Origin of the sequence: Luteibacter jiangsuensis, from assembly GCF_030812295.1 — a bacterium.
In the GTDB taxonomy this organism is placed as follows: Bacteria; Pseudomonadota; Gammaproteobacteria; order Xanthomonadales; family Rhodanobacteraceae; genus Luteibacter; species Luteibacter jiangsuensis_A.
Genome location: NZ_JAUSSK010000003.1, coordinates 351,853 through 375,297, shown reverse-complemented (window position 1 = coordinate 375,297; position 23,445 = coordinate 351,853). Strand labels below are relative to the sequence as shown.

Sequence of the window (23,445 nt, the reverse complement as noted above, 5' to 3'; positions counted from 1 at the left end):
CACGGCTCCGCGCTGCAACGCATTGCCGCGTCACATGCCGACCGGCATCATGCCCGCCATGGCATCCGTCTCGATCCTCCCTGAAGTCGCACCCGCCCCTGTCTCGGGCGGCATGGTCGTCAACTGCGTCGCCTACCGGAACAACGGGCAACGCATCGGCGACGTCACCATCGAAGCCATCAGCGACGTGCTGAAGGAGCCGGATACCTTCGTGTGGGTGGGCCTGCACGAGCCCGATGAGGCCTTGCTGCTGAAACTGCAGGAAGAATTCGACCTGCACGACCTGGCCATCGAGGACGCCCAGCACGCCCACCAGCGCACCAAGATCGAGGCCTACGGCGACTCGCTGTTCATCGTGGCGCAAACCGCACAGTTGGTCGGCGGCAACATCGCCTTCGGTGAAACGCAGATCTTCGTCGGGCAGCGCTATTTCGTGACGGTGCGCCACGGCGCCTCGTTGTCGTATGCGCCAGCGCGGCGCACCTGCGAACAGACGCCCGAGCTTCTGGCGATGGGACCCAGTTATGCGCTCTACGCCGTGCTGGATTTCATCGTCGACAATTTCCTGCCGATCGTTCGCGACTTCCGGGAAGAGCTGCACGAACTAGAAAACGATATTTTCGCCGAGACGCTGAACCGCCAGACCATCAAGCGTCTCTACGACATGCAGCGTGAACTGATGACCCTGCGCCTGGCGGTCGTTCCGCTGCAGGATCTCGTAGCGCAGCTGACACGACTGCATCCGCATCTTATCCACGACGAGTTGCGCGCCTATTTCCGTGATATCTACGACCACGTTTTTCGCGTCAACGAATCCATCTCGGCGATGCGCGAGATGCTCGGGGCGGCGATCAGCGTGAACCTCGCTCTTGTCACCTTCGGGCAGAACGAGGTGATGAAGAAGCTCGCCGGGTGGGCTGCGATGTTGGCGGCGCCTACGCTGATCACGAGCTGGTATGGGATGAACTTCGCGCACATGCCGGAGTTGGATAAGCCTTGGGCTTATCCGGCGATTACGTGTTTGGTGGCTTGTATTGTGGGTGGGATTTTTATTGCGTTGAAGCGGAATCGGTGGTTTTAGCCGCTTCATCAATGCCTTGTGCGCGCGACCCCAGACCACGATGACAGTCGAACGGCAACGCGAAGATCGCGCAAGGTAGTCAAGAGCCTATCAAGGTCGCAATCACTCAATCCCGCGTGCAAGCTCAGTCTTACAAGTGATCGCCCTCTTGACGTTGCCGGCGGCGTGAACAGGGATCCGAAGATCCCGTGATCTTCAAAGATGTCACGAACTTCCGCCGTTCTCAAATCGCTACCTACTTCGAGGGCGATAATCTGCTCACCATCGGTATCGACAGGGTAGTCCATGCTAGCCAGCTCGCACCGGATGTGTCTTGTCAACTTATGAAGTCGATCTCTGCGCCATTCCTCGCTGACCACTACCTCGTGCGCCGCCCGGATGCCCGCGATGTCATGAGGTAGAAGCGAAGAACTGAAAATGGCCGGAAGTGATTCGAATCCGAAATAGTCGCGAAATCCTTTTGGGCACGCGATAAAGCCGGCTCGCGAGCAGTACGCCTTAGCCAGGCTTACCGTTACGAAGTCAACCTTTCCTGCCAACCCCAGGTCGGCCACCAATCCCCGACCGTGCAGACCATGCGTACCGAGTGAATGCGACTCATCGACTACCATTAGACAGTCATGCGCACGTGCAAAATCTACGATATCGCGTATGGGCGCAAGACTCCCATTCGTGCTGTAGATCGAATCGATAACGACGACCCCTGCCCCGTTTTGCGATATCTTGGCGCGCAGGTCGCCGATATCATTGTGATGAAAGAGTACCGCTGTCGCTCCCGCGAACCGTATGCCTGCATGCAGAGACGCATGCGCAATGACATCGATGTAGACCGGACGACCTGGGCATGCAATCGCCTGCATTAGCCCTATATTGGCGCAGTATCCAGACTGCGTAAGCACCCCCTCCGCAGTACCTATCGCATCCGCTAATGTTTGCTCGACACGTCGTAGCGCATCATTCGGATCCTGATTGAAGAGGGAGGACATCATCAAACCCGCACCATGCTCCCTCAACGATGCACACTGCGCGTCGACGATGCGCCTACTGTTCGAAATGCTCAAATAATCATTGGTGCAAAGTACAAGGGCACCGGGCGTGAAGGGTCGACTCCGAAAGACATGTCTGCCTCCCCATTCGGTCATGACAAAATTTCTAAATTTCGCCAACCGCTGCTCCATAAAATCCGGGAGACCACCGATCGCGACGCGGGATCGATCTTCCATGAGAAACCCCTCCGTGAAACCTTAAACCGCTCTAGAATCTTTCTACTTTCCGTATCGTTATTGCCGCGTGATTGTCAACGGGACAAGCACTCGTTTCTGCAAGCGACGCGTTTCACATCATTTCCGAACGGCCTCATTTGACGACGGTATGCTTGGAGCTATTATGTATTTGGAACTTATGGGCTTCGACCGCAATAGTTGTTCTTGAGACGCGCCTACGACGGAATGGATATTCCCTAAGCAACATCTGTCCCTTAGCATGACTTCGCCCAAGGACGGGATAACAAGCCATGCAGCTAGGGCTTATCGCAAGTCGCGAATACCTGGATAGTGAGGACTCCCCGCTCCATCGACTACTGCATCGATGTGGAGACGATATACGCAAGCTGAGACTCACCTTGCGCGTTCCTGCCGATACGTACGAAGCCGTCGGACGCATTTCTGGTTTCGCTGACTGCCCCGCTTTGATGTCTTATCCAGGCGACCGCTTTCACGACATCATACGAATGGCCGCAGCCATCCTCGATGCCGATGGAAGTGATGCCTTGGACGGCGTCATCCATCTGGCCGCACCCGGCGATGAATCGATCGTTGCCCCCGAAGTACGGGCGCTGAAGCGTTTATGTCTCGTCCATGCCAAGCCTTATCTCATCACGGCAGCTTCCGCCGTGGAGTGGATCGAGGCAGAGCGGATTCTTTGCGAGTTGACGCCAAGGCCCCCGAACGGCTTACGACAGCAGTTTGCACGCCAAGCCATTGCGCTTATCGCACATGACGCATGGAAACCTTGCCTGGTGGAATTCGTCGTGAGGCATTTCGCGCTGCTATCCGGCTTTTCTCGCCGAATTTGCACGGGCACCACGGGCCGCCGATTGAATGATCTCGTCCGACAACAGGGCTGGTCAGGAAATGAGGCGTGGGCCACGTGCTACGAAAGCGGTCCAACGGGTGGCGATGCGCAGATTGCCGATCTCGTACTTTCGGGGCAATGCCAGCGAGTGATCTTCTTCCATGATGTTCGCGTGAGCCATCCGCATGAGGCGGATATGTTGCTTCTCGAGCGGGCTATCGCGGCAAGCACGGCCGAGGTTGTTTATTTCAGTGGCGCTGCGGTGGCTTATCGATGGGCGGAAGCTGCCGAGCGCGAGGTGCGTGACAGACCATGAGGGATGGCCGCCATTGGCGACCATCCCTATCGTTATTACTTCGCCCCTGGAGCCGTCCACTCCTTCAACCAAGCATTCACCGTCTCATGCCACTGCACGCTGTTCTGCGGCTTGAGCACCCAGTGATTCTCGTCGGGGAAGTGCAATAGCTGGCTGGGAATGCCGCGGCGCTGCAGCGCCGTGAATGCGCCCAGGCCCTGGGTGTCGGGGATGCGGAAGTCCTTGCCGCTGTGGATGACGAGCATCGGCACGCGCCAGTCCTTCACGTGGTTGACCGGGTTGAAGCGCTCGTAGTTCTCCGGATGGTCGAACTGCGTGCCGCCGTTTTCCTTTTCCTCGAACCAGAGTTCTTCGGTTTCGTAGTACATGGCGCGCGCGTCGAAGACACCGTCGTGGTCGACGAAGCACTTCCACGGCTGGTTCCAGTTACCCGCCATCCAATAGACCATGTAGCCGCCGTAGCTGGCGCCGAGGGCGCAGGCACGGTTGCCATCGAGGAAGTTGTACTTCGAGAGTGCCGCACTCCAGCCTGCCTTCAGGTCCTCGAGCGGCTTGCCGCCCCAGTCGCCCGAGATGGATCCGGTGAAGGCCTGGCCGTAGCCGGTCGAGCCATGGAAGTTGACGGTCACCACCGCGAAGCCCTGGCCCGCGTAGGTCTGGGCGTTCCAGCGGTAGCTCCAGCTGTTGGTCATCGCGCCCTGCGGGCCACCGTGGATGATGAAGGCCACCGGGTAGGTCTTGCCACGCTTGTAGCCGACCGGCTTCACCACGTAGCCCTGCACGGTTTCGTTGTTCCAGCCCTTGAAGGTGAAGAACTCGAAGTCGCCGGTCTGCGCGCCCTTGATGCGCTTGGCGTTGAAGTGGGTGACCTGCTTGAGGCCCTTGCCCTTCAGGTCGGCCGTGTAGAGATCCGCCGGGCGCTTGAGGTCGTCGCGGGATAGCAGGATCTTCGAGCTGCCCGTCGAGAACGCGCCCACGGAGCCGTCGGTGACGAGAATAGTGGCCTTCCCGGTCGCCACGTCGATGGCGAACAGCGGATGCTGACCCTTGTCGTCGGTGGTGGTGTAGAGGGTCTTGCCATCGGCCGAAACCTGGAGGGCGCCGGCGGAGCTATCCCACGAAGGCGCCACTTCCCGCTTGCTGCCCGAGGCGAGGTCCAGGGCCATGATCCCGAAGCGGTCGGCCTCGGAGCCCGGCTCTTTCATCGCCGTGTAGAACAAGGTCTTGCCGTCGGGCGACACCAAGGGATTGGCGTCCCATGCCTGGTTTTCCGCGGTGAGGTTCACCGGTGCGGCCGAGCCATCGGCCGGGACGCTGTAGATGTCGAAGTTGGTCGACCAGGGTTCGGTCTTGCCGGCGATGCGGGCATCGAAGTAGACGGTCTTGCCGTCCGGCGAGAAGGAAAACTCGTCATCCCCACCGAAAGGCTTGCTGGGCACGTCGCCGTCGATGTCCCGGCTCAGCAGTACCGGCTGCGAAGGCGCGTTGGCGTCGGCGATGTAGAGCTGGGAGCGGCGACCGTCCGCCCAGGTGTCCCAATGGCGGACGAAGAGCTTGTCGTAGACGGTGCCAGTGGACTTGTCCTTCTCGCGGCCGTCCAGACGCTCCTTGGTGCAGGCCAGGTCGGGGCAGTCGGTGAATACGTCGTAGCTGAGGAGCAACTTGGCGCCATCCGGCGACAGCTTGAAGGCGTTGACGTCCAGAGGGGCATCCGTGACCGCTTCACCGGCGCGGACCGTCAATGCCAGGCCTTTGCCGGAATTGTCGGCGTCGAACGATCGGTGCCAGACCTGGGCCGTGCCGTCCTTCGGGGCCGTGTAATAGATCGACTTGCCGTCCGACGCCCAGCGGGGGGATGAGCCCTTCTCCACGACCATGACTGGTTGCGGTGGCTTGTTGAGGTCGACGATATAAAGGGAGGTGATGCCCTTGTTTGCCGCGTAGTCCGTGGCGCGGACGGAGAAGAGCGCGTAGCGGCCATCGGGGGACAGCTGGGGATCCCCGACGCGGTCCATCATGACCAGGTCGCGGACGGAGAATGGATGGGGGGTGGTGCTGTCGGCGTCTGCGGACAGGACGGGGCCGGACGCTAGGGCCAGGGCTAGCGCGGCTAGGAGGGGTTTCATGGTGGGGCTCCCTTGGGTTGTGCTTGGGTGGGGACGGTACGGGCGGGAAGCGCTCTGCGCAACCAAAAAGGCAACTTCAGCGCCTCACTAGGGGATGCTCAGACGCGTTCCGGGGCAACATGGCATATTCTGCCGTCCTTATCTTCCTCCGTGAGCGGACCGCGCAATGTCTGCAGGGAATCGAGATGCCTCAAATCACTGCGCCGAAGGCGCTTCGACAACTACCGACACATCGTGTGCCAGATGACCACCCACCTTCTCTCCCACGTGGTCGAGCGGCCCAAAGCCCTATGTGTTTCCACGATTTGAGTCCGAGGACACGATGAACCGAAGCCAGTTGTCGAAATCATGGCAGCAAGTAGTCGTTCTGGCAGCTATAGCCTTACTCGCTCTAGCGATCAGGCTTCATTACGTCCATACGGCTGTCGTAGACCATCCGTTGAGAGGAGACGCAACTCAGTATTTCAGTTACGCGTGGAACGTCGTTCACCACCGGGTGTTCTCTATCGCTCCTCCAGAATCGGAAGCTCCTACGCCTGATAGTTTTCGAGACCCCGGATACCCAATCTTCCTCGCGGGCATCATTGCCTTGCGCGGCGATACTCAGGCGTTCTATACGACGACTCTTGACATCCAGGCCATTTTATCGGCGCTGACCGTTGCGCTATATACGTTTCTAGCGCGACGTTGGCTCGGCTTTGTGGCAGCTGTGACAGTGGGCCTTGGCTTGACGTTTTGGCCACACTCGATAACGCTCGCAGGCTATCTTCTAAGCGAAACTCTAGTTGGATTTTTTATAGCGGTGGGACTTTGGTGCTTGCAACTCGGACTAGAACGGCGTTCCCGAACGAATATAGTCGCTTCCGGTATCGCTTTCGCGGCTGCGGGGCTGACCAATGCCGTCATAGTTCCTGCAGCGCCACTTTTCGCCGGCGCCATGGCTTGGCGTGACAGGGCAAACCGCGCGCGCTGGCTTTGCCTACTCCTTGCGGCCACTCTTCCCTGCGCGGCATGGATACTTCGAAGCTCCCAGCTGCCGCCCAACCTGACTTCATCCAGCAGGGTTGCCATGAACTTTGTCCAAGGCTCTTGGCCCGAATATCACAGCGCGTGGTTCGCTGCCATTTCTGGAGACCCAGCTGCCAAAGCGACACTGAGCCTGATCGACAATGACATAACTCGATTGCACGGCGATCGTCTTGCCGGTGTGGCAGCAATACTGGAACGAATGGAACGTGCACCAATGCGTTACCTCGCTTGGTATGCGTCCAAACCCGTGGAGCTCTGGGGATGGTCAATCGGAATTGGCCAAGGCGATATATACGTATACCCGACGTTTGCCTCGCCGCTGACCGGCACCGGCCCCTTGCGCTCAATAACAGACCTCCTTTACTTCGCAAACCCGTTTCTGATGCTGCTAGCACTGGCAGGTGTCGCTGCCATTCTTACAACGTTGGGACGGCGAGAACCTGCACTAGTATTCGCGATACTCCTTGGCGTCTACGCAACATGTGTCTTCACTGTATTGCAAGCCGACGCCAGGTACGCCGTTCCCTACCGTGGCATCGAGTGGGTTGCCATCGCCGCGGCAATCGTTGCGATGGCCAACTGGTCAAAAAAACACAGGCCCCGAAGGGGCCGATTTATAGATCCCATAGATTTGCGCGATGGGCATCACAGTTGACGTGCATTCCCGTGATCAGTCGCAGAGTTGGTACGAAGCGTGCTAACCACGTCCAGCAAATACAGGGACCCATGCCATGTACCTCAAAAGCAATCGGATGACGTCCGGTTTCACTCTTATCGAGTTGATGATCGTCTTGGCGATCATCGCGATCCTCGCGGCCATCGCAGTGCCTCAGTACAAGGACTATCTAATCCGCGCTCAAGCTTCCGAGGGTCTCGCGACCGCCGCCGGGGCCAAGGCAGCGGTATGGGAGTATCTTCACAACACAGGCCACTTCCCTCCTTCTAACCGATCGGCGGGACTTCCTGACGGCGCATCCATCAGCGGTAAATACGTTTCATCGGTAGCGCTTCAAGATTCAGGTGTCATTCTCATCGCGTATGCGCGCCCCGATTCCAATGAAGAGCTAAAGCATCAGACAATTTCGCTCTCTCCGGTGGACACTGTCGGTGCTATTGGGTGGACTTGCCGATCGACGCTCAATGACAAGTATTTGCCCACGTCGTGCCGCTCAAACTGACGATTCGTGTCACATAGTGACCCGTAGCGTCACCTTCCTTCACGCACGCAATATACTGAATCCTCGAAATTTTCCTGTTGATCCACAAGCGTGACCGGATGCACAATCCCGGCACCGGCAAATATGAGGGAATATGCCGGTCGCGAACGCAATGGCATGTTCAATGCACGCTTTGCGGCGAGCTTCCTGGTCGGTTCCTGACCAAAGCAAGTGAGGGAGCATCCCTGCCCGGTAACAGGCAGGGTGCTAGGGCTCAGGGGGCGTCACTTTTTTTCGGTTAGTTCACACGTAACGAGGAAACTCCATGAAGAACGTCCAGAAGGGCTTCACGCTCATCGAACTGATGATCGTGGTCGCCATCATCGCGATCCTGGCTGCCATTGCCATCCCGCAGTACCAGAACTACATCATCCGCACGCAGGTGTCGGAAGGCATGAACCTGGCTGACGGCGCGAAGACCGCTGTGGCCGAGTTCTACAACAATACTGGCCGCTTTCCGAGCAAGAACGAATCTGCCGGTTTGCCTCAGGCTGCTTCGATCTCGGGCAAGTATGTCGTTAGCGTCGACGCTGGTGTGACCACTCCTGGCAAGATCATTGCGACCTTTGGCAACGAAGTGAACAGCAAGCTGACGGCCGGCGGTGCCAAGGTCGTCGTGCTTTCGGCTACGGATCAGGGTGGTTCGATCACCTGGAACTGCAAGTCCAGCGCAGGTACGACTGTGCCGGATGCCTATCTCCCGACGTCCTGCCGTACCTGATACGCTCCATGCACTTCAAAAGAAGGGGCCGTTTCGCGGCCCCTTTTTCTTTGGATGAATTCCGTGCGTACTGATCGCCATCTATTCGTCGTGGCTGCCTGCGTGCTAGCGACAATCATCGCGACTGCGTGGATCTACACACAAGGCCTCAAGGGTGGTTTCGTCTTCGACGATTACGCAAACCTGCCCTCACTCGGTGCACAAGGCCCAATCGACAACACCGCAACATTTCTGCGTTTCATCACGTCCGGAACAGCGGATCCGACGGGCCGCCCCCTCGCGCTGCTCTCGTTCCTTATCGACGGCCACGACTGGCCCACTGCGGCAGAGCCGTTCAAACGTACAAACGTTCTCATCCACCTATTCAACGGCGTGCTGCTGGCCTGGTTGCTTCTTCGCCTCGGCGGCCTTCTGGGAATACAGGCATTCCCAAAGGCCTTTGGTGCATGCGTCGGCGCTGGGGCATGGTTACTCCATCCACTGTTCGTTTCCACGGTGCTATACGTGGTCCAGCGCGAGGCCATGCTTCCCACGACATTCGTCTTGTTGGGACTTCATCTATGGCTGACTGGAAGAACTCGCATCGAGGAGGGAAAAAGCGGGGTTGGAATCCTCCTTGGCATCCCCTTGCTGACGTTCCTAGCACTCCTGTCGAAGGCAAACGGCATCCTGCTGCCACTCCTGATCATCGCCATAGACAGCTGCCTTCCACAGCTGACTGAACACGATAAGCGCTACCGTCACCTGCTGCGGATCAGTTGCTGGCCCTGGATACTAGCTGTCGTGGCTGTACTGGCGTGGCTGGCGTACCGAGGCATCGATAATGCGTCCGTCGCCTATCGCGGTTGGACCGTTGGACAACGATTGCTCACCGAGCCGTCAATACTCTGGATATACCTGGGGCAGCTGTGGCTAATCTTGCCGACGTCTGGCAGTGTCTTTCACGATCAGTACGCCGCTGCAACGGACTTGTGGCATCCTTTCTGGACAGCGCCTGCGATCCTCGCTTGCGTAGTCGTAGTTGGCCTAGCATTGCGCTATCGGAAGGCCCAGCCGGCATTTGCCATGGCGGTGCTCTTCTATTTTGCGGGACATATCATCGAATCCACGTCGCTTCCGCTGGAACTGTACTTCGAACATCGCAATTATCTGCCGGCCATGTTGATATTCTGGCCTGCGGCTCTTGTTGCAGGGAAATCTCTTCGATCCCGCACAGCTATAATCGCCGCCGTGATTATCATGATAGGCATGAGCCTGCTGTCTCTTTCGCTTGTCAGGCTCTGGAATAATCCCCCTGCGCAAGCTCTCGCCTGGGCAGCGCAGTCGCCGGACTCGCCACGGGCCCAAACGTATGCTGCGCAGGTCGAGGGGGACGCAGGCCGGGCGGATTTGGGCATACAGCGACTCATCGAGCGTCGAAGCGACTTCCCGGACGAACCGCAGATTGCTCTTACACTGCTGAATCTTCGGTGCCAGATGGGCGCCGTCACTGAAGACGATATCCACTATGGAGAAGGCGCATTGCTACATGCCAAGCGCGATCCCGGACGCATCCTACTGAATTGGAGCCTCGGAGCCATCGACAGCGCCGTAGCGCAACGCTGCGCAGGTCTTGACGACGAAGCCATCCTTACCGTCCTCAATGCGGCGGCGTCAAATCAGGTCATCGCATCGATTCCTGGACGGATGCAGGACATCGCCCATGCCAGAGGAGAGCTCGCGCTTGCGCGCGGCGACCAGGCTTCCGCCCTCGTAGAATTCGACAAGGCGCTGGCGCTGTCACCAACTCCGCAGGCGGCACTCGAACAGGCGGCCGCGCTGGGCAGGGCGGGTGCACCCGCTCTTGGCCTTCGACACCTAGCCTATTTCGAGACGCTGCCCCATCCTCAAGGGCGAGGTCCGTGGACAGCCATGGCCTGGTTGCACGATCGCGTGCTCGAGCACCAAGGGTACTGGCGCAAAGAGACCGCCCATTTGAACGATGCCTTGGCCAAAGACAGTAGGAAAAACGCGCAATGACGACGGCCGAAGGTTATCTCCGTTGAACACGTCGCGAGGTATCCAGCGGATAATCAGTCATCCCGCCATTTGGATGGCGATCGCCCTGCTTGTCGCTTTCATCGCGTATGCTCCAGGCTTACAAGGCGCATGGCTGTTCGACGATTACCCCAACATCGTCGACAATGCCGACCTTCACATCGAGCATCTGTCGCTCGCGGAACTGACATCTGCGGCGCTCTCCTCGCCGTCCAGCGACTTCAAGCGTCCGCTCGCATCGCTGAGCTTCGCGCTCAATATCTACGTCAGCGGCGTCGATCCGATGGCAATGAAGCTGACGAACGTCATCATTCATTTGGCGAATGGGCTGCTCGTTTTCCTTCTCTCGCGCCGGCTTATCGCCCGGGGTGACGTCCCAGACGAACGGGAAAGCCGAACTGCCGCGCTCGTTGCCGGCGCATGGTTGCTCCTCCCCATCAATCTCACCGCTGTGCTCTACGTCGTACAGCGAATGGAGAGCCTCGCAAACATCTTCGTCCTGCTCGGCCTATACGGGTATGTCGCAGGACGGCAGCGCATGCAACGTTCGGGATCGGGATTCGCGCTAAGCGCGGCATCGCTCGTCCTCGGCACCGGCATTGGATTGCTTGCGAAGGAGACGGCGATCCTGACGCCTCTCTATGCATTTCTCATCGAGTGGATAGTCTTCCGTGACAAGACTCCACGGCAGCGTCTTCCGCGCCCCGTCGCGGTGCTATTTGCCCTGATTCTTTTCATACCGGGCATCCTGGGCATCGCCTGGATCGCTCCTGCTCTCTTTCAAGCATCGACTTGGGCGACACGCAACTTCACGATGACTACTCGCCTCCTGAGCGAGGCACGGATCGTCTTGGACTACGTCGCCTGGATCATCGTTCCTACACCATCCGCCCTATCCTTCTACCACGACGATTTCACGATCTCGACCGGACTGTTGTCCCCGCCGACAACCCTGCTCAGCATAGCCGGCCTGCTGGGCCTGGCTGGCCTGGCGTTCGCCACCCGGCGCCGAGCGCCGTTGCTGTCTCTCGGCATCGCATGGTTCCTGGCGGCCCACACCCTGACGGCGACGATCGTTCCGCTCGAGCTGATCTACGAACACCGTAACTACTTTGCCAGCTTGGGCATCATCCTCGCCTTGGTAACTACGCTCAGGGGAGCCACACCCGCGCAAGGCACTCGCCGGTCCATCGTGCGAGATGTCGCGATCGGCGTGGCATTTGTTTACTGGGGCCTTTTGACTACCTATTCCGCCTATCGCTGGAGAAACCCCGTATCGCTTGCCCAGGAAATGGTCATCCGGGCTCCCGATTCCCCGCGTGCGCAATATGAACTGGGTCGGACATACATCATAGTCTCCGGGTACAAGCCCAGTTCACCTGTGGTCCCGCTTGTCGCGGCGCCTTTGGAAAGAGCAGCCTCGCTCCCTGGCTCCTCCACGCTGCCTGAACAGGCGCTCATTTATTTCGCGTCCCGAATGCACCAACCAATCAGGATGGAATGGTGGGATTCCATGGAACGAAAGTTGAAGCGGCGACCACCCACGATCGAGGACGAAAGCTCGATCATGTCGTTGAGTTCGTGCAGTCTCGAAGGCCAATGCAATCTTCCTTCAGACCAACTGCTACGGCTTTACATGGCTGCGCTGAGCCACCCGAAGCCGCGGGGTCGACTGCTTGCCGCCTATGCAGATTTTGCCTGGAATGGGCTCGGTGACAGGGATCTCGGATTTCGCATGGCACAGGCCGCATCCGCCGCGGAGCCCGCGGAGCCCGCCTACCACATCACTGTGGTGCGACAGGCACTCGTGCTCGGTCACGAAGCTGTGGTCGCCGAGCACATGGCTGCACTCCATCGGCTGAATCTCAATGGCCGCTTAGACGGTTCCATCAAGTCACTACAGGAACGGGCGGCGACCTATGGCGGCGCCCCCGCTAAGGCGAGCACATGAAAACCCTCATGACCAGCACATCCTATCCTGTGGACCACGCGGACTGGCGAGGCGTGTTCATCCGACACTTGGCAGGGGGCCTTGGCAGGATTCCAGGGATGAAATTGCGTCTGTGGGCCCCACCAGGGGAACTGCCTGATAACGTGCAAAGCACCGTTACCCCTGAGGAAGCTCGCTGGCTAGGCCAACTGATGGATGCCGGCGGCGTATCCCACCTCATGCGGGAACGTGGCCTGCGCGGCGCCAACGTCCCCTTACGCCTCCTCCGCATGCTATGGAACGCATATCGTCGAGAGAAGGATATCGACCTCTACCACGTAAACTGGCTGCAATGCGCGCTACCGTTACCTGCCGACGGTAAACCCGTAGTGGTTGCCGTGCTGGGTAACGACCTCAACCTTCTCCGCATTCCGACGGTACGGTCATTCCTGCGTAGAACCTTCAGGAAACGCCCCGTCGCGATCTGCCCTAATGCCGAATGGATGGTTCCGACGCTTGAGTCCGCGTTCGGTGATGTCGCCCGGATCGTGCCAGTATCATTCGGTATCGATCCGGTTTGGTATGACGTCGCCCGGCAACCGCGGACGACTCCGGAATGGATTGCCGTAACTCGCCTCACGGCCAACAAGCTCGGTCCCCTGTTCGAATGGTCTGAACCGCTTTTCCGTGACCAACCGCGCACGTTGCACCTCCTCGGTCCGATGCAGGAGCGTGTTTCAATTCCAGACTGGGTGCAATGGCACGGCGCCACCTCACCAAGTCAACTTGCGTCAGTATGGTTTCCCCGTGCACAAGGGCTCATAACACTTAGCGTCCATGCCGAAGGAAGGCCCCAGACCATGCTCGAAGCACAGGCGGCCGGCATCCCGATCGTCGCCTCCAACATGCCCGCGCATGCCACCGTCGTCGATCATGGAAAAAATGGCTTCCTGTGCCGCGACAGGTCCAGTTATGCCGATGCAATAACCTCCCTGGAGGACCCCGCCACGAATGCGGCATTCGGCGCGCTGGCCCGATCGAGTGCTCGCGACATGTTCGGTACCTGGGATGATGCGGCAAAGCGCTACGCCGATGTATATCGACTATTGTCGCCAGTACCGTGACAGTGCGGGGATTGAACACCGGCCGCCGCACCGTCACACTGCCTCAAACAGCGACCAAGCCATGACCACACAGACCAGGTTCCCACTCGCCATCCAAGGCGCCCAGCCGCGCTTCCACGAACCCGTGCACGTAGGGCGACCCAACACTGGCGATCGGTCGACGTTCATCGCGCACATTGAGGCGATGCTGGACAGAAAATGGCTCACGAATAATGGTCCACTGGTACAAGAGTTCGAACAACGTGTTGCCCGCGACCTCGGCGTGCGTCACTGCGTGGCTATGTGCAACGGAACGGTCGCGCTGGAGATAGCGATTCGAGCGTTAGGGCTGACCGGGGAAGTCATCGTACCGTCGTGGACCTTCATCGCGACTGCGCATGCTCTTGCGTGGCAGGGCATTACGCCAGTGTTCGCTGACATCGATCCAGGCACTCATAACCTTTCTCCGGAGTCCGTGCGAGCCGCTATAACACCAAGCACCACTGGCATTATCGCCGTACACACATGGGGAAGGCCAGCTGATATCGAAGCGCTGAGTGACATCGCCGAGGAACACGACCTTCAGCTCATGTTCGATGCCGCCCATGCCTATCGCTGCACGCACCGCGGCAAGCGCATCGGCTCCTTTGGCGCGTGCGAAGTGCTTAGTTTCCACGCGACCAAGGTCTTCAATACATTGGAAGGCGGTGCCGTTGTTACAAACGACGATGTGCTGGCCGATACGATGCGACTAATGCGCAACTTTGGCTTCGCGGGCTACGACAACGTTATTCATGACGGCACGAACGGCAAGATGGTGGAAGCCAGCGCCGCCATGGGACTTACGAATCTCGAAGCTCTTTCGTCATTCGTCGAAGCAAACAGAATCCGTTACGAGATCTATCGGGATCGCCTGGCTGACGTGCCGGGAGTGGAACTAGTGCTATACGACGAGCGCGAAGAAAACAATTATCACTACATTGTGGCTGCTGTGGATATACCGTCACGCGTGACCCGCGATCAGCTCATTGACGTGTTGCATGCGGAAAACATCCTGGCTCGAAAGTATTTCTGGCCAGGCTGCCATCGCATGAAAACCTACACCGGCACTGCGCCAACAGTATCTCTCCAGCACACAGAACAGGTTGCCGAACGAAACATTGTGCTTCCAAGTGGTCCGTCGCTTACCGTCGATGACGTCCACCTCATCTGCGACGTTATCGCCTTCGCATGTGAACGCGGCATTGAACATCCATGACACCATACGGGAAATTGGCGATCTTCGGCGCTGGCGGGCACGCGCGCGAGGTCGCATTCATTGCTGAACGCTGCGGAGTACCCCCCGAAGCCATGGCCTTCGTGGTAGAGGCAAGCTATCTGCGCGAGACGGAGCTTAACGGCATCGAGGTACACGCGATCGAATCCGGGCACTGCGACGGCTGGCCTTTCGTAGCCGCAGTCGGCGACCCGATACTGAAGGAGCGCGCAGCACGACTTTGCATGTCGCACGGTATGTTGGCGGCAACGCTCTGTGATCCCAGCGTGGAATTGCATCGTACCGTGGCACTTAGCGAAGGTTGCATACTTTTCCCCGGTGCGATTCTCACTGTAAATCTCATACTTGGTGCGCATGTTCACCTCAATGTGGCTTCATCGCTCTCACATGATTGCCGGATAGGAGACTACTCCATACTTTCTCCCGGTACGCGCCTAGCCGGTCGCGTCCATGTGGGCTCGCATGTATTCATAGGCATCGGAGCCAGTGTCGTAAACGGCAACGCCGATGAGCCGATGACGATTGGAGACAACGCGTTCGTTGCCGCTGGCGCGTGCGTGACTGGTCCAGTCGCCGATGGTGCTCGCGTAATGGGTGTACCGGCAAGGGCCCGCTGAGATGCTTGCCGTCGTGAACCAGGCATCATCCCGGGGTGCACCTTGAGCGTACCGAACGCTGTCAAGCACGCGACGCGTTGGAGCGGACTTGAGATCGGCGTTCGCTACCTATTGCAATTCGGCGTGACCGTGGTACTCGCTCACTTGGTCGACCCCTCGGCGTACGGCGTCGTCGCCATGGTGCTGGTATTCACAGCCCTGGGGAACGTCTTCGTTGACTCCGGTACCGGCCTCGCGCTTATTCAGCGGCAACGCACTTCGGCAGATGAAGAGACCTCGGCATTCGTCATCAATCTCTTCATCGCCACGATAGCCATGGGTGCGTTGATCGCAGCCTCGCATGCAATTTCGTCGTTCTATGGTCGACCGGAAATCGCGGCGATGTGCATCGTCCTTTCCGCCGTCTTTCCGCTGAATGCCCTTGCTGTCGTTCCGGACGCCTTGCTGACCCAGCAACTGCGCTTCAAGATACGAACCCGCGTGGAAGTCGGAAGTTCGCTGGCATCGGGAGCCGTGGCTATTCTGTTCGCGATGGCAGGTGCCGGGCCCTGGGCACTGGTGGCGCAAGCCATTTCGTCGATCGGCATGCGTGCCTTCATGCTCTTTGTCGCTTCGGGTTGGCGGCCTGTCGGGCGATATCGGAACAAGGATGCTCTTTCAATCTTTTCGTTTGGCGGTTACATGCTCGCCGCTGGGCTGATCGACACGGCTTATAATCGACTCCAGGCTGTTGTAATCGGGCGCTGGTTCACCGCTCGCGACCTCGGTTTCTACTCACTGGCACAGAACACCCAGCAAGCACCAACTTCGTTTGCCGCGGCCCTCCTCACTCGATTGGGACTCCCCTTACTTTCTGCAGCACGGCACGACCTGACCGAGGTAAAGAGAGTACATCGCGCCGCCCTTTTCATGAGCCTCTTCGCGTTCGTTCCGCTCATGATCGTTCTAGCTGTATATGCCAGCCCCATCGTCACTTTCGTCTACGGCTCACGCTGGGCCCCCGCAGGGCCACTCCTGTCGATCCTTGCATTGGGCGCCATTCCTTGGCCAGCCCATGTGCTCAGTCTGGTCGCGCTGAACGCCATGGGGGAACCGCGACTGGTGTTACGGGTAGAAGTAGCAAAAAAGTCCCTGGCGATCGCCCTCCTGCTTGCCAGTGCGCCTTGGGGAATAACAGCGATCGCCTGGTCCACTGTCGCGACGAGCGCGGCATCCTACCTCCTCAACGCCTACTTTGTAGGAACGCGGCTTCGCTACGATGCCACAGCACAGGCACGCGATCTCCTGCCAACGTTGCTGGTAGCAGGCTGTACGACTGTGGTCGCGGTGGCCTGCGCCGCCTGGCTCCCTGCGTCCTGGATGGGCATCGGAACAGGCATCGGCCTGGCCTTGCTCGTCCACGTGGCGGTGGGTTGGGTCGCCTCACATCCCGCGATTTCTGGCTTCCTGCAACTCATTCCGTCGAGGATACGCTGACGCCATGGGATCCTTAGAACTATCCTCGGCCACGAAACCGTCTCTGCTGGTGGTCGGTGCGAATGGGTTTATTGCCTCGCACCTGATTCGTCGCCTTCGGGCCGACGGTTTTGGAGTAGCAGCCCTCTCCCGGCAACCCGTCACTTTCGAGAACGTCCAATCCGTGATCGCAGGGCGTCTAGACACTGACGCCTATGCCAACCTCATCCGGGCCGTCGATGGTGTTGTGTGGCTCGCTGGGGCCAGTACTCCCAGTTCCAGCGCAGGAAAACCAATCACGGAACTCGACGACAACCTGCGCCCCTTGCTAAATCTCATGGAAGCCAGCATTGGACTGCCGCCGAAGCGCATGATCTTTCTATCCACGGGCGGTGCCATCTACGGCGACGTACGAGAGCGAAACGCGACGGAGGACTCACATTTGGAGCCCAAGGCCTATTACAGCGCGGGTAAGGCAGCTGCGGAGGCTTTCTTGTCGGCTTGGGCACATGAAGGTCAGCACGCGGTCACGGTGCTCCGGCCGTCGAACGTATATGGACCCGGCCAGCCATACCGGCGGGGCTTCGGCATTGTACCAACAGCATTTCATTCGGCAACGACGGGGACGCCCGTCGTGATACGAGGCAATGGAGAATCCATTCGCGATTATCTCTACGTGTCGGACCTGATCGAGCTAATCATGAGCGCCCTTGAACGATCCGCTGCACCAGGAACAGCCGTCTTCAACGCCTCGAGCGGCCTCCCCGTATCGCTCAATTACATGCTCGACCTGATCGATGATATTACCGGCAAACCTATGATGCGCGAATATCAGGCGGCAACACCATACGATGTAGAGAGAGTGGTGCTCGACAACAGGAAGGCATGCGAATTATTCGATTGGAGCCCCACGACCACGCTTCGCGAAGGGCTGGAGCATGCGTGGAACGCGAGAATATGACCGTAGAAGACGTTGACCCGGTAGTGTCGATCTGTATCGCCAATTACAACGGCGAACAAATACTCGATGCATGCCTGGATTCCGTGCGGACACAGATTCTCGATGACTCCTTCGAGATCATCGTGCACGATGATGCGTCGACGGACGCGTCATTGGAGATTCTCTCGCAGCATCCTGAAGTTCGGATCATTCAGAGCGAAACCAACGTCGGCTTCTGCGAAGCCAATAATCGCATGGTGGCCGCAAGCCGCGGTGAATTCGTCCTCCTGCTCAACAATGACGCCGCCCTTCTACCCGGCGCATTGTCTGCCTTCTTAGCGGAATCCCGTGGAACGCCCCGACCGTCTATCCTCACCGCTCCTCAGTTTGACTGGCTGACTGGCGCTCTGGTCGATCGGGGCTGTCTGCTCGACCTTTTCATGAATCCTGTTCCGGTCGAGGCCGAAGGCCATCCAAACGTCGCGATGACTATCGGAGCCTGCATGTGGGTTCCTCGATCGTTGTGGGATACGTTGGGAGGATTCCCCGCATGGCTTGAGTCCATCGCGGAAGACATGTATCTCTGTTGCGCCGCCCGACAACGCGGATATGAGGTGCGCTGCCTGCCTGTCTCTGGATACCGCCACATGCAAGGGCAGAGCTTCGGTGGCAATCGCGCCGCCGACGGAAAACTCGTCACAACCTATCGGCGTCGAAGACTCAGCGAGCGAAACAAGACTTTTCTGCTCCTGCTCTTCACTCCAGGAGCATGGTTTCTCCCGCTGCTTGCTTTGCATGTTGTAGCCCTGACCGGCGAGGGAATAATACTCTCCGTCATTCGACGGGACCGTCGCCTTTTTCAAGAAGTCTATCTTACGGCCATTCTGTCGGTCTGGAGGGAGCGGAAGTCGCTCCTGGCGCATCGATCGCGCTTGCAGAAAATGCGGGCACTCGATGCTAGCCATTACTACTCGGCGTTCACATGGCGACCGCGCAAGTTCGTCTTGCTCTCCCGCTACGGCCTGCCCCGGTTTCGCTAGCGCCCTTTCCTAAATAGAAAGAACGGCTCTTGCGGATTCACGCCATAACGCTTCGCGTCGACGGCTGGCAGAGCGTCGTAATGCGTTCGCACGCACGAGACCAATCCGGACATCTGCGTCATCTGTTCTACGATGTCGCCGCCGAAAAGACGAACGTGATCTTCCTGACCATAAAGTTCCAAACGGGCTTGCGCTGTGGAAATACCGCGATCTTCGAACATTCGCGTCAAAACAAGGCTGTAAGGAGTCTGCAGGATAGCAAATCCGCCAGGAGCCAAAACTCGCTCGATCTCCCTCATGGCCGCCCCAAGGTCATCTACGTGTTCCAGCACATGATTGGCGATCAAGACATCGAAGGTATCGTCTGGAAAGGACATCTGCGTGATATCCACTTTCATCATGTCTGGAGCAAGTGGCTGGATATCGGCTCGCACGTACTCATGAGGTGACGCCGCCAGGATCATCTCCACGAGCTTCTTTTCTGGGGCGAAGTGAAGAACGCTAGCTCCGTTTATTCGCGTCAACAAGCCCTCCACTTCCATGTAGAGCTTTAGATGGCGCAAACGATCAGTTGCGCCGCACCGCGGGCATTCGAAATGGTCGAGATCGCTTCCGTTCAAGCGGAGAAGACGCATCGCGCCAGAAAGCGATGACGTGCCATTCCGGTACGGCAGAAAGCCGCCGACGCCATGTCCGCACACCACGCAAATGTAGCGCCGCGGAATGAGCCAACCTAGGATGCCGGCCCTGGCCAGCTTAACGAGACGCGTCAGCATGATTATCGGAAATAGAGCACTCGCGTCTGTGCACGCAGGACGAAAGCGGTAAGAGTTTGAAGGGTTTGCCTAGCGGACTCCGCGAGAAAACACGCAAGGCATCGAATGAGAAATCGTGGCGCTGTTTCCTCAGACCCACGCAAAGCCTCTGGCCACCACTCCCGAAGCATCGTCAGCCGGCGAAGCCGCAGCGCCCGGAAAGCAACGCGACGCATGAAGTCCGCGCAGGCTTTCGCTCGGATAGTGACGGAAACTTCTGGCAGGGCGGCCTCGATGGCTTCGAAGTACTGGCGACGAACTGCCTCGTTGTCACGCACTAGCATGGAGCCTGACGAATTCGAACGGTAGCCTACAAGTAATTTAGAGGTATACGCCACGCCGCCTGCCGCACTGAGCGCGAGGTGTATGCGGTAGTCGATGAAAGGAGGTGTTAGCTCCAGCACTGCCGCCCTAAATCCGCCGCGATAGAAAAGCGAACTGTGATTCAAGAAGTTTCCACGGCGCAACAATCCAGAAGTATCGAATTGCTGCGACCTCGCATTGCTGAATATCCCCACAGGTTCCCGCTCGTCATCGAACACCGAGGCATTGGCGCAACATGCAGCGCAGTCGGGCGCCGCTTGCAGCACGGCCAATTGCTCACGAAGCTTGCCGGGAAGCCAAAAGTCGTCTCCGTCGAGATGGGCGATGAAATCGCCATCGGCCAGCGCAATCGTGCTCCGCAGGTTGCCTATCGGCCCCTGTCGCTCGGTATGGATGACATGATGGACCTGCCCTGGCCAATCCTTCACGAGAGCAGCAATGATGTCGGACGTACCATCGTCCGACATATCGTCACCCACCCAGACTTCGACATCAGCATCGACATCTTGCGACAAGACGCTGAGCAAGCAGTCCGCGATGTAACGGCGATGATTGTACGTCGACACGCATACGCTGATCCGAGGTCGCGTCATTCGTGGGGCCGATAGGTCAACGCTGTGATCTGTTCCGAGACCAGACCGATGAGAAAAACGATAACGGCAGCGCTCCACATCAACGCACTACCATTGGTCAGGCGACCGTGTAAAAAATAAGTGTACGCGTAGTTCCCCGTACCTAGCAGGAAGAAAGCAAAGCTGACCGGTACGAAGAGCTTCAGGGGCGAGTAAAGGGTTGCGATCTTGAAGATAATCAGCAGGAAACGCAGGCCGTCCTTGAGCGGCCGGATATGGCTCTTGCCTACACGCTCTGCTGCCTTGATCGGCTCATAAGCCACGCCATACGCACTTCGAAAGAACGCCATCGTGCTCGTGGTCGGATACGAGAAGCCGTTCGGAAGCAAATGGATGAATTCGCGAAAACGGTGGGCACGGGCGACACGAAACCCCGAAGTGAGATCCGCGACGACCTGTCCAGTCATCTTGCTTGCCAGCCAGTTGTAAACGGTATTTGCCATTCCACGCCCCACACCGGCTTGGCTTTCCCAACCACGCGCACCGACGACCATGTCGTAACCTTCGTCCAACCGAGCCAGCAAACGCCCGATGTCCAGCGGATCGTGCTGCCCATCCCCATCCATGAAAACCAGGATGTCGCCCTTGGCCGCCCGGGCGCCACGCTTGATCGCCGCGCCGTTTCCCATCGAGTAGGGGGAAGAAAGGCATTCGACCCCCGCGGCGGCGCAAACACCCCGCGTATCGTCCGTGGACCCATCATCGATCACGATGATCTCGGCGCCCGGCTGGGCAGCTGTCAGGCGGGGCAACAGGTCTTTCAGTGCGGCCGCCTCATTCTTGGCGGGCAGGATAATGCTTATACGACTCAAGAGATCTCCCCCATGGTCGTTGAATCATAAGGGATATCGCGCCGTGGAAACGAGAAGGGCAGCGCGATCCCCGTAACCTCCGCGGGGCGATGCCGCGCCGTACCGGTCAGGCGTGACCAATCCCATAATGTGGAGTAGATTCAGGCGCGTATCTCGGGGAAACGGGTCCTTCATGGCTTCACAAATGCATACGCCGATCCTGGCGGGTCTTACCGGCATGGCACGCCGCCTCGTCACCGAGAACGTGCTGCCCGAGGCCGACGTGCGCAAGGCCGTGCAGGATGCCGCGGACAAGCGCGTCTCGCTCTCCGCCTGGCTGGTCGACCACAACCTCGTCGACAGCCCGAAGCTGTCCCAGGTGGCCTCGGCCGAATTCGGCATGCCCCTGATGGACATCAGCGGCATGGCCCCCGCCAACATGCCCCTGGACCTGGTCACCGAGGCCCTGATCACCAAGCACCAGGCCCTGCCCCTGTTCAAACGCGGCAAGCGCCTGTTCGTGGGCATCGCCGACCCGATGCAGTCGCACGCACTGGACGAGATCAAGTTCCACTCGAACCACATGGTCGAGCCGGTGCTGGTCGAGCGTGGCCAGTTGCGCCGGGTCATCGATGCGGCCCTCTCGGCCATGAGCGCCAACGTCCCCGGTTTCGCGGACGGAGGCTTGGACGAACTGGTCCTGGAATCGGGCGACGACGAGGGCGAAGGCACCACCGGCATCGATGCCAACGCCAACGACGACGCCCCCGTCGTCAAGTTCGTCAACAAGATCCTGGTCGACGCCATCAAGCGCGGCGCGTCCGACATCCACTTCGAGCCCTTCGAGGCGGTCTACCGGGTTCGTCTGCGCATGGACGGCATCCTGCGCGTCGTTGCCACGGCCCCGATCAAGCTGGGCAACCGCATCGCCTCGCGCCTGAAGGTCATGAGCGGCCTGGACATCGCCGAGCGGCGCGTCCCGCAGGACGGCCGCATCAAGCTCAACCTGACCAAGACCCGGGCCATCGACTTCCGCGTCAGCACCCTGCCGACCTTGTTCGGCGAAAAGATCGTGCTGCGTATCCTGGACGGCTCCTCGGCCAAGCTGGGCATCGACAAGCTCGGCTACGAGGACTTCCAGAAGAAGCTGTACCTGGACGCGATCGAGAAACCTTACGGCATGGTCCTGGTGACCGGCCCGACCGGCTCGGGCAAGACCGTATCGCTGTACACCGCCCTGAACATCCTCAACACCGAGGGCCGCAACATCTCCACGGTGGAAGACCCGGTCGAAATCCGTGTCGAGGGCATCAACCAGGTCCAGCAGAACACCAAGCGCGGCATGACCTTCGCCGCGGCCCTGCGCTCCTTCCTGCGTCAGGATCCGGACGTGATCATGGTCGGCGAAATCCGCGACCTGGAGACCGCCGAGATCGCGATCAAGGCGGCCCAGACCGGCCACATGGTGCTCTCAACCCTGCACACCAACGATGCCCCCCAGACGATCGCCCGTCTGATGAACATGGGCATCGCGCCCTACAACATCACTTCATCGGTCACCCTGATCATCGCCCAGCGCCTGGCCCGGCGCCTTCACGACTGCAAGCGGCCCATCCAGCTGCCTGCCGCGGCCCTCCTGGCGGAGGGTTTCACGCAGGAGGAAGTCGACCAGGGCATCACCATCTACGAGGCCGTTGGCTGCGACAGCTGCAATGAGGGCTACAAAGGTCGCGTGGGCATTTATCAGGTCATGCCCATGGCCGAGGAAATCCAGAAAATCGTCCTGGAGGGCGGCAATGCCATGCAGATCGCCGAGGCCGCCCGTACGGCGGGCATCAACGACTTGCGCGCCTCGGCCCTGCTGAAGGTCAGGAACGGAGTCACCAGCCTGGCCGAGATCAACCGCGTCACCAAGGACTGAT

19 protein-coding genes are annotated in these 23,445 nt (G+C 59.0%); 14 read left to right on the top strand and 5 right to left on the bottom strand.

Translation table 11 applies throughout. The features are described from left to right. Positions 1 to 112 precede the first annotated feature (112 nt). Positions 113 to 1,081: a magnesium and cobalt transport protein CorA gene (locus J2T07_RS11845; protein ID WP_306850678.1), complete on the top strand. Its 969-nt coding sequence runs from the start codon at positions 113 to 115 to the stop codon at positions 1,079 to 1,081. A gap of 8 nt (positions 1,082 to 1,089) precedes the next feature. Here the strand turns inward: J2T07_RS11845 and cqsA are convergent, their stop codons facing one another. Further along, positions 1,090 to 2,304 carry an alpha-hydroxyketone-type quorum-sensing autoinducer synthase gene (gene cqsA / locus J2T07_RS11840; protein WP_306850240.1) on the bottom strand — a complete coding sequence of 405 codons (1,215 nt, stop codon included), beginning with the start codon at positions 2,302 to 2,304 and terminating at the stop codon, positions 1,090 to 1,092. Positions 2,305 to 2,810: 506 nt separating this feature from the next. On the opposite strand from cqsA, the gene J2T07_RS11835 reads away from it, so the two are divergent. After that, positions 2,811 to 3,470 (top strand): methylglyoxal synthase, encoded by a 660-nt coding sequence (locus J2T07_RS11835; protein WP_306850238.1) that lies wholly within the window; start codon positions 2,811 to 2,813, stop codon positions 3,468 to 3,470. 35 nt (positions 3,471 to 3,505) lie between these two features. On the opposite strand, the gene J2T07_RS11830 is transcribed toward J2T07_RS11835, so the two are convergent. After that, positions 3,506 to 5,596 carry an alpha/beta hydrolase family protein gene (locus tag J2T07_RS11830; protein ID WP_306850236.1) on the bottom strand — a complete coding sequence of 697 codons (2,091 nt, stop codon included), beginning with the start codon at positions 5,594 to 5,596 and terminating at the stop codon, positions 3,506 to 3,508. 322 nt (positions 5,597 to 5,918) lie between these two features. On the opposite strand from J2T07_RS11830, the gene J2T07_RS11825 reads away from it, so the two are divergent. From J2T07_RS11825 to J2T07_RS11780, 11 genes are all read left to right on the top strand, one after another. Continuing rightward, the gene (locus J2T07_RS11825) at positions 5,919 to 7,280 is read left to right on the top strand and encodes an ArnT family glycosyltransferase (protein WP_306850234.1); all 1,362 of its coding nucleotides are present in this window, start codon (positions 5,919 to 5,921) and stop codon (positions 7,278 to 7,280) included. A gap of 76 nt (positions 7,281 to 7,356) precedes the next feature. Then, positions 7,357 to 7,803: a pilin gene (locus J2T07_RS11820; protein WP_306850232.1), complete on the top strand. Its 447-nt coding sequence runs from the start codon at positions 7,357 to 7,359 to the stop codon at positions 7,801 to 7,803. Between the two features lie 304 nt (positions 7,804 to 8,107). After that, positions 8,108 to 8,563: a pilin gene (locus J2T07_RS11815; protein ID WP_306850229.1), complete on the top strand. Its 456-nt coding sequence runs from the start codon at positions 8,108 to 8,110 to the stop codon at positions 8,561 to 8,563. A 63-nt stretch (positions 8,564 to 8,626) separates the two neighbouring features. Continuing rightward, complete coding sequence (locus J2T07_RS11810) at positions 8,627 to 10,582, top strand: tetratricopeptide repeat protein (RefSeq protein WP_306850226.1); 1,956 nt, start codon at positions 8,627 to 8,629, stop codon at positions 10,580 to 10,582. A gap of 73 nt (positions 10,583 to 10,655) precedes the next feature. Continuing rightward, complete coding sequence (locus J2T07_RS11805; protein ID WP_306850224.1) at positions 10,656 to 12,551, top strand: hypothetical protein; 1,896 nt, start codon at positions 10,656 to 10,658, stop codon at positions 12,549 to 12,551. Positions 12,552 to 12,649: 98 nt separating this feature from the next. Continuing rightward, a complete protein-coding gene (locus J2T07_RS11800) occupies positions 12,650 to 13,654 on the top strand; it encodes a glycosyltransferase family 4 protein (protein ID WP_306850222.1) in 1,005 nt (334 codons plus the stop codon). Between the two features lie 61 nt (positions 13,655 to 13,715). Continuing rightward, a complete protein-coding gene (locus J2T07_RS11795; RefSeq protein ID WP_306850219.1) occupies positions 13,716 to 14,891 on the top strand; it encodes an aminotransferase class I/II-fold pyridoxal phosphate-dependent enzyme in 1,176 nt (391 codons plus the stop codon). Then, positions 14,888 to 15,526: a hypothetical protein gene (locus tag J2T07_RS19150; protein ID WP_430539349.1), complete on the top strand. Its 639-nt coding sequence runs from the start codon at positions 14,888 to 14,890 to the stop codon at positions 15,524 to 15,526. The genes J2T07_RS11795 and J2T07_RS19150 overlap by 4 nt, the downstream gene beginning before the upstream one ends. Positions 15,527 to 15,568: 42 nt before the next feature. After that, positions 15,569 to 17,002: a lipopolysaccharide biosynthesis protein gene (locus J2T07_RS11790; protein WP_306850218.1), complete on the top strand. Its 1,434-nt coding sequence runs from the start codon at positions 15,569 to 15,571 to the stop codon at positions 17,000 to 17,002. Positions 17,003 to 17,006: 4 nt separating this feature from the next. Beyond that, positions 17,007 to 17,942, top strand: a complete 936-nt coding sequence (locus J2T07_RS11785) for an NAD-dependent epimerase/dehydratase family protein (protein WP_306850216.1) — start codon at positions 17,007 to 17,009, stop codon at positions 17,940 to 17,942. Then, on the top strand, positions 17,924 to 18,961 hold the full coding sequence (locus tag J2T07_RS11780) for a glycosyltransferase family 2 protein (protein ID WP_306850215.1): 1,038 nt from the start codon (positions 17,924 to 17,926) through the stop codon (positions 18,959 to 18,961). Before J2T07_RS11785 ends, J2T07_RS11780 begins: the two co-directional genes overlap by 19 nt. Here the strand turns inward: J2T07_RS11780 and J2T07_RS11775 are convergent. Genes J2T07_RS11775 through J2T07_RS11765 form a run of 3 tightly spaced genes read right to left on the bottom strand, consistent with a single transcriptional unit; the run spans position 18,958 to position 21,544 of the window. Then, the gene (locus J2T07_RS11775) at positions 18,958 to 19,737 is read right to left on the bottom strand and encodes a class I SAM-dependent methyltransferase (RefSeq protein ID WP_306850212.1); all 780 of its coding nucleotides are present in this window, start codon (positions 19,735 to 19,737) and stop codon (positions 18,958 to 18,960) included. The two genes, J2T07_RS11780 and J2T07_RS11775, sit on opposite strands and share 4 nt — an antisense overlap. A gap of 2 nt (positions 19,738 to 19,739) precedes the next feature. Then, positions 19,740 to 20,693, bottom strand: a complete 954-nt coding sequence (locus tag J2T07_RS11770; RefSeq protein ID WP_306850210.1) for a glycosyltransferase — start codon at positions 20,691 to 20,693, stop codon at positions 19,740 to 19,742. Continuing rightward, positions 20,690 to 21,544: a glycosyltransferase family 2 protein gene (locus J2T07_RS11765; protein WP_306850208.1), complete on the bottom strand. Its 855-nt coding sequence runs from the start codon at positions 21,542 to 21,544 to the stop codon at positions 20,690 to 20,692. The genes J2T07_RS11770 and J2T07_RS11765 overlap by 4 nt, the downstream gene beginning before the upstream one ends. A gap of 172 nt (positions 21,545 to 21,716) precedes the next feature. Between J2T07_RS11765 and pilB the strand changes: the two genes are divergently transcribed. Next, complete coding sequence (gene pilB / locus J2T07_RS11760) at positions 21,717 to 23,444, top strand: type IV-A pilus assembly ATPase PilB (protein WP_306850206.1); 1,728 nt, start codon at positions 21,717 to 21,719, stop codon at positions 23,442 to 23,444. The last annotated feature ends 1 nt before the right edge of the window (position 23,445 follow it).

What these genes read in the sequence shown, in the direction of transcription:
- J2T07_RS11820 (WP_306850232.1), top strand. Translation starts at nt 7,357, where the DNA reads ATGTACCTCAAAAGCAATCGGATGACGTCCGGTTTCACTCTTATCGAG.
- J2T07_RS11775 (WP_306850212.1), bottom strand. Translation starts at nt 19,737, where the DNA reads ATGCTGACGCGTCTCGTTAAGCTGGCCAGGGCCGGCATCCTAGGTTGG.
- pilB (WP_306850206.1), top strand. Translation starts at nt 21,717, where the DNA reads ATGGCTTCACAAATGCATACGCCGATCCTGGCGGGTCTTACCGGCATG.
- J2T07_RS11830 (WP_306850236.1), bottom strand. Translation starts at nt 5,596, where the DNA reads ATGAAACCCCTCCTAGCCGCGCTAGCCCTGGCCCTAGCGTCCGGCCCC.
- J2T07_RS11785 (WP_306850216.1), top strand. Translation starts at nt 17,007, where the DNA reads ATGGGATCCTTAGAACTATCCTCGGCCACGAAACCGTCTCTGCTGGTG.
- J2T07_RS19150 (WP_430539349.1), top strand. Translation starts at nt 14,888, where the DNA reads ATGACACCATACGGGAAATTGGCGATCTTCGGCGCTGGCGGGCACGCG.
- J2T07_RS11770 (WP_306850210.1), bottom strand. Translation starts at nt 20,693, where the DNA reads ATGACGCGACCTCGGATCAGCGTATGCGTGTCGACGTACAATCATCGC.
- J2T07_RS11845 (WP_306850678.1), top strand. Translation starts at nt 113, where the DNA reads ATGGTCGTCAACTGCGTCGCCTACCGGAACAACGGGCAACGCATCGGC.
- J2T07_RS11825 (WP_306850234.1), top strand. Translation starts at nt 5,919, where the DNA reads ATGAACCGAAGCCAGTTGTCGAAATCATGGCAGCAAGTAGTCGTTCTG.
- cqsA (WP_306850240.1), bottom strand. Translation starts at nt 2,304, where the DNA reads ATGGAAGATCGATCCCGCGTCGCGATCGGTGGTCTCCCGGATTTTATG.
- J2T07_RS11815 (WP_306850229.1), top strand. Translation starts at nt 8,108, where the DNA reads ATGAAGAACGTCCAGAAGGGCTTCACGCTCATCGAACTGATGATCGTG.
- J2T07_RS11835 (WP_306850238.1), top strand. Translation starts at nt 2,811, where the DNA reads ATGGCCGCAGCCATCCTCGATGCCGATGGAAGTGATGCCTTGGACGGC.
- J2T07_RS11800 (WP_306850222.1), top strand. Translation starts at nt 12,650, where the DNA reads ATGAAATTGCGTCTGTGGGCCCCACCAGGGGAACTGCCTGATAACGTG.
- J2T07_RS11795 (WP_306850219.1), top strand. Translation starts at nt 13,716, where the DNA reads ATGACCACACAGACCAGGTTCCCACTCGCCATCCAAGGCGCCCAGCCG.
- J2T07_RS11805 (WP_306850224.1), top strand. Translation starts at nt 10,656, where the DNA reads ATGGCGATCGCCCTGCTTGTCGCTTTCATCGCGTATGCTCCAGGCTTA.